Raw genomic sequence first — 4,719 nt, forward strand, 5'->3', positions numbered from 1 at the left:
AGATCCCAATACGACGAGACCTAGTCACATACTGGCGTTCTGTGTCTAGCAGTTTTGCCATTAGTTCGAGATGCATAGCATCATTGTCACAGATTTCTTCTAAGACCTGCCACTCATCACCACCAAGGAGACGGTTGTCAGCGCCAGGACGGATGTCTTTGAAGGGTTCGCCAGTAACTTCTTCATAAATGCGGGGCAAACTATCATCAAATTCGTGTTTTTCTTCTAGCCAGATGCGACGAATCTCACTAAGTTCCTCTCGACTAATCAAGGTGATGTCCCGCATATTTTCTGGACAATTCTGACGAACTTCAGTTTCAACAGTAAGCAATCTCCTCAGCCAATACTCCCGTGCTTCTTTCGTATAAGGACCAGGAATTGGCTCAACAGATATTTGTCCATCTAAATTCCGTTCATACAGTTGGACATTACCATTGCTACGTCTAAAATCTCGTCGCTCACGGTTTTCTCCAGGCTCCAACTCCTTGCGCAAATCCAGTAAAGGTTCTAGCCATTCCTTTTTTTCGTCATTATCAATCATCGCTGTCAGGGATTTATCCTGACTTACCAGTGTACAAACCCAGCAACCAAAACGAGAGCTACCACAACTAGGAGTAGAGGTATCCACAACTAATGGACATTCGTTATCAGCACTAGCCCCTCGATACATAGCAAATAAGTCTTTATTGCTGTATTCCCAGGGGTTTTGCCATTGCATGAGATAGAGCCAAACCTCATCATTTTGCCAATCTTCAATGGGGCTATAAACCAAGGAGTTTGGTAAATTCATATTAGGAGTTAGACGAGCACGTACTCGTTTAGCTTCCATTTTTTTCATCCGTCTTGCCCGTTGTTGGCTTTCCGCTTTGCGAGTGCCTAAAACAACAATAGCTTCTCCACTAGATCGGATAACATTCCGAATAAAACGGTTAGAGGGTTTAATTTTCAAACGTTCAGTACACCAGCGAAATTTACCCCGTGGGGCTGGGTAACCTTTACCAATTAAACTGACCCAGTAGGTTTCTTTAACCTCCGGTTGTAAGAGATGGGGTTCAAAGGGCAATCCTTGAGCTTCAGCCGCTAACTTAATCTGTTTTAGGGAATTGCGAACCCAAGCTGAAACAATGGGATTCTCTACTAACGTGTCTGTAGTGATGACATAGATAGTCTTAGTTCGCTGTTCTGGTGGCAGAGCTGCGATCGCATTCCATACCAGCTGTAGAGTTGCGGTGCTATCCTTGCCACCACTATACCCTATCACCCAGGGAATTGCGTCTAAGCAGTATAACTGTTGAATTTCAGTGGTCAGAGCAGTAATCTCTTCCACTAGCTCAGCCACAGTGCGATTTTTTGGCTTATTTTCTGAGAGTTTGACCTGATTCATCTGACTTCACCGCAGTAGGGAAACCCCCTCTAGGCAAGAGCGGGGTGCTGACTCTCTGCTAAGACAAGGCTTGGCAGATTGGTCCTTTTTTCGAGCTTATCCCAAGTTTTGAATAAAATTTCTTGACAGTGGATCTAACGTTTTTCTTCCTAAAATGGTATGATTAATAGTTTTACTCTATCGAAGCCCGAGTATAGGGAAATAAGCTAATTTGATCCTTAAAAACTTGTGCTAGTCTTAAAAATATTTATCGTAAGCATATGCGCTACGCGCACGCTACGCGAACAGCCATCAGCGGTCAGCCGTCAGCTAAAGGCTCATGCTACGGGAACAGCTTATAGCAATTCTCTATGCCATGAGGTACAAAGGGATCCCCCTAAATCCCCCTTATCAAGGGGGACTTTGAGGTTGAAAAGCGTACCTCATAAATCCTAGAAACGCTATATTTTATTCAAAAGCACCGATTGCGCTACGGGCACGCTGTGCGAACAGTAGCGTGGCACAGGCTTCGACGCTGGGAGGTAGCGCATTAGCTGAATGCTGATAGCTGAATGCTGATAGCTAAATGCTGATAGCTGAATGCTGATAGCTGAATGCTGATAGCTGAATGCTGATAGCTGAATGCTGATAGCTGAATGCTGATAGCTGAATGCTTACTATTTATCGATAGCTTCTACAACGCAGCATTATGGGTTTAAAACTATGGTGATCAAAAGTGCAAATCATCCCAATGACCTCGCCAACCAAATACTTGAACAAGAAAACCGAGATCGACAGGCGCTGGCGTTATTGCTGGATAGGCATCTGGCTAGAAACGACCAAATCTTGGTACAGAAAACTCACATGGGCACTACAGAGGCATTTATTGGCTCAGTCACTCTGGAATGGTTAGCAATTCGCGTCCGCTACGCCTCCCAACTGCCGCTATTTCAGCAAAAGTTTGATCAACAAACGAACAATATCGTCAGAGATGCCGATACTATAGAAGCGCTTCAGCAGCGTCCTCTTGATTGGTCACGTCAAGCTGCTCTGGCTCAATATCTAGCAGCCCGCAAAACTCACAAGTTTCCCCCAGTCCTGGTAGTGCTTAGCTCTGGCTGGGTAGATAATGCCCAGGCTGCTCACTGGGATAAGAATCAACGCGCTCTCCAGTCGGCAGCTGAGTTCACCAGTTTAGATAAAGATGGCACAGTCGGACTGCTTGATGTTTCAGACCATGTTTCAATTTTTGCCTTAGACGGTCAGCATCGACTGATGGGAATCCAGGCTCTGATGGAATTGATTAAAATCGGTACGCTCCAGAAATATAGCAAAGGCAAAAAGCCAATCGGCTCCCTGATTACAGTTGATGACTTGATGGAGGAGTATCACATCTCGCCAGGTTATCTGCAAAGTCTAGCCACAGAAAAAATTGGTATTGAGTTCATTCCTGCTGTGGTTCAGGGAGAAACCCGTGAAGAAGCACGGCGACGCATCCGCTCGATCTTTGCTCACGTTAACCTGATGGCAGTAAGGTTGAGCAAAGGACAACTAGCGTTGCTCAATGAAGACGATGGCTTTTCAATCGTTGCTAGAAAAATTGCCATGAGTCATCCTCTGCTGAGGGAGATGGAAAATCGTAATCCTCGGGTGAATTGGGATAGCGCTACGGTTTCCGCTAAGTCAACAGTCTTGACTACTTTACAAGCTCTCAAACATATATCTGAGCTGTATTTGGGCTACCAATTCCCTCACTGGAAACCTTGTGAGAAAGGTCTAATTCCCATGCGTCCTGAAGATGAAGAGCTAGAGATGGGAACTAAAACATTGACGGAGCTTTTCGACTATCTAGCTAGTTTACCCAGCTATCAAAAGCTCGAACATGGAAAAGAAACACCCCAGCTGCGTCGGTTTAACCATGAAAGGGGTGGAGGAGAAGGAAACATGCTATTCCGTCCAGTAGGACAAATCGCCCTAGTTCAAGCTTTGGGTATTCTAGTATTTAACCAGGATTTCTCTCTCAAAACCATCTTCGAGAAACTTCAAAAATACGATGGTTCGGGTGGCTTTAGTCAGATAGATCACCCACAATCCCCTTGGTACGGCATTTTGTATGAGCCAAATCGAAAACGAGTGCTAGTTTCTGGACGAGAGTTAGCCTGCAAAGTGATGTTATATCTTTTGGGTGGTGTTACAGAGCGTATGGAACGTGCTCAACTGCGCATAGCTGTGGCTAATGCCAGGAGTGTTAGCAAAGATCAAGCGATCAGCTTTGAGGGCAAGTTTGTGAAACCGAAGGAGGTAGGATTACCACCTCAGTTGTAACGGAATTAGTGACACCGCGTCCAAAGCCCCTAGATTCATCTAGGGGCTTTGGACCCTGGGCAATTTATTCTCCTAACCCCTTGACGGTCAGCGGTCAGCCGTGGCACAGGCTTCGACCCTGGGACTTAATATCATCTCCGGATAATTAGTTATAAAAAACCTTCTCCCTTGAAAACTTACTCCTTTACTCCTTTACTTCTGCCTTCTGCCTTCTGCCTTATTATAGTCATTTATAGCCCAGATTCTCAAGATTTTGTCAAGGACATTTTAACAAAAATTTATATAGGATTACCCGGCTAGCGATCGCAGACGTAAACTGAGATAGTAACCGTCATTTATAGCCCAAATTCTCAAGATTTTGTCAAGGACATTTTAACGAAAATTTATATAGGATTACCCAGGGAATTTATTCCCCTAAACTATTGACATTTGATCAGATAATAGCTATTCTAAAAATGCTGCCTCAACAGATCGATCGATGACAGTAGCACTGGAGTTTAAAGCCACAGGAAAATCAGAGCAGTACACAGCAATTGATCAAGCCATTAAAAGGGGGCAATTTATCCGTAATCAGGGGTGATATCATTTTTGCTGTTTGGCCCGGTGGGTGGAAAGCGCAACTGTGGAACGGGCATCTTGCCCGTATCCTTCCGGCGGCCTGTCCCAAGGCTGGCTACGAGGCTGAAAATGATGGCAAGACCCCCTAGGGCCTGTTTTCCAACTCGTTATATCCTCAAAAAAGTAGTGTGATCGCAGGGTGCATTCATGAATCGAGGGAACTTAAGTAATCAACATTGGGAACGGTTAAAACCGTTACTACCACAGCAAAAACCGCATACAGGTAAGCCAAACAAAGAGCAGCGCACGGTTATCAACAGAATTCTCTGGGTACTAAGAACAGATAGGGTGCGGCTCTTTTAAAAGTACGGTAGACTAGATCTCAGTAAAACTGACAAATTAGTCAGAGTAATAGTTTGAGTCAATACCTCCTGGTGGGTGACCAGCTGAAAAAGTCAGCAGTAGTTCAGGAA

At 44.8% G+C, this 4,719-nt stretch carries 4 protein-coding genes; 3 read left to right on the top strand and 1 reads right to left on the bottom strand.

Translation table 11 applies throughout. From position 1 onward, the window contains the following. Positions 1-1,384 (bottom strand): DNA phosphorothioation system sulfurtransferase DndC (gene dndC / locus F6K37_RS32375; protein ID WP_287254731.1); only part of this gene is annotated, 1,384 nt, incomplete at its 3' end. A 228-nt stretch (positions 1,385-1,612) separates the two neighbouring features. Between dndC and F6K37_RS32380 the strand changes: the two genes are divergently transcribed. The 3 genes from F6K37_RS32380 to F6K37_RS44985 all read left to right on the top strand — a co-directional run bounded on the left by F6K37_RS32380 (position 1,613) and on the right by F6K37_RS44985 (position 4,609). Beyond that, the gene (locus F6K37_RS32380) at positions 1,613-1,819 is read left to right on the top strand and encodes a hypothetical protein (protein ID WP_287254733.1); all 207 of its coding nucleotides are present in this window, start codon (positions 1,613-1,615) and stop codon (positions 1,817-1,819) included. Between the two features lie 267 nt (positions 1,820-2,086). After that, positions 2,087-3,688, top strand: coding sequence for a DGQHR domain-containing protein (locus tag F6K37_RS32385; RefSeq protein WP_287254735.1), 1,602 nt, complete (start codon positions 2,087-2,089; stop codon positions 3,686-3,688). Positions 3,689-4,453: 765 nt separating this feature from the next. Then, positions 4,454-4,609 carry a transposase gene (locus tag F6K37_RS44985; protein ID WP_353838748.1) on the top strand — a complete coding sequence of 52 codons (156 nt, stop codon included), beginning with the start codon at positions 4,454-4,456 and terminating at the stop codon, positions 4,607-4,609. The last annotated feature ends 110 nt before the right edge of the window (positions 4,610-4,719 follow it).

Source organism: Moorena sp. SIO4E2 (assembly GCF_010671945.1).
GTDB lineage: Bacteria > Cyanobacteriota > Cyanobacteriia > Cyanobacteriales > Coleofasciculaceae > Moorena > Moorena producens.

Bases quoted from the DNA above. Each gene is read 5' to 3' on its own strand.
- F6K37_RS44985 (WP_353838748.1), top strand. From the start codon at position 4,454: ATGAATCGAGGGAACTTAAGTAATCAACATTGGGAACGGTTAAAACCG.
- F6K37_RS32385 (WP_287254735.1), top strand. From the start codon at position 2,087: ATGGTGATCAAAAGTGCAAATCATCCCAATGACCTCGCCAACCAAATA.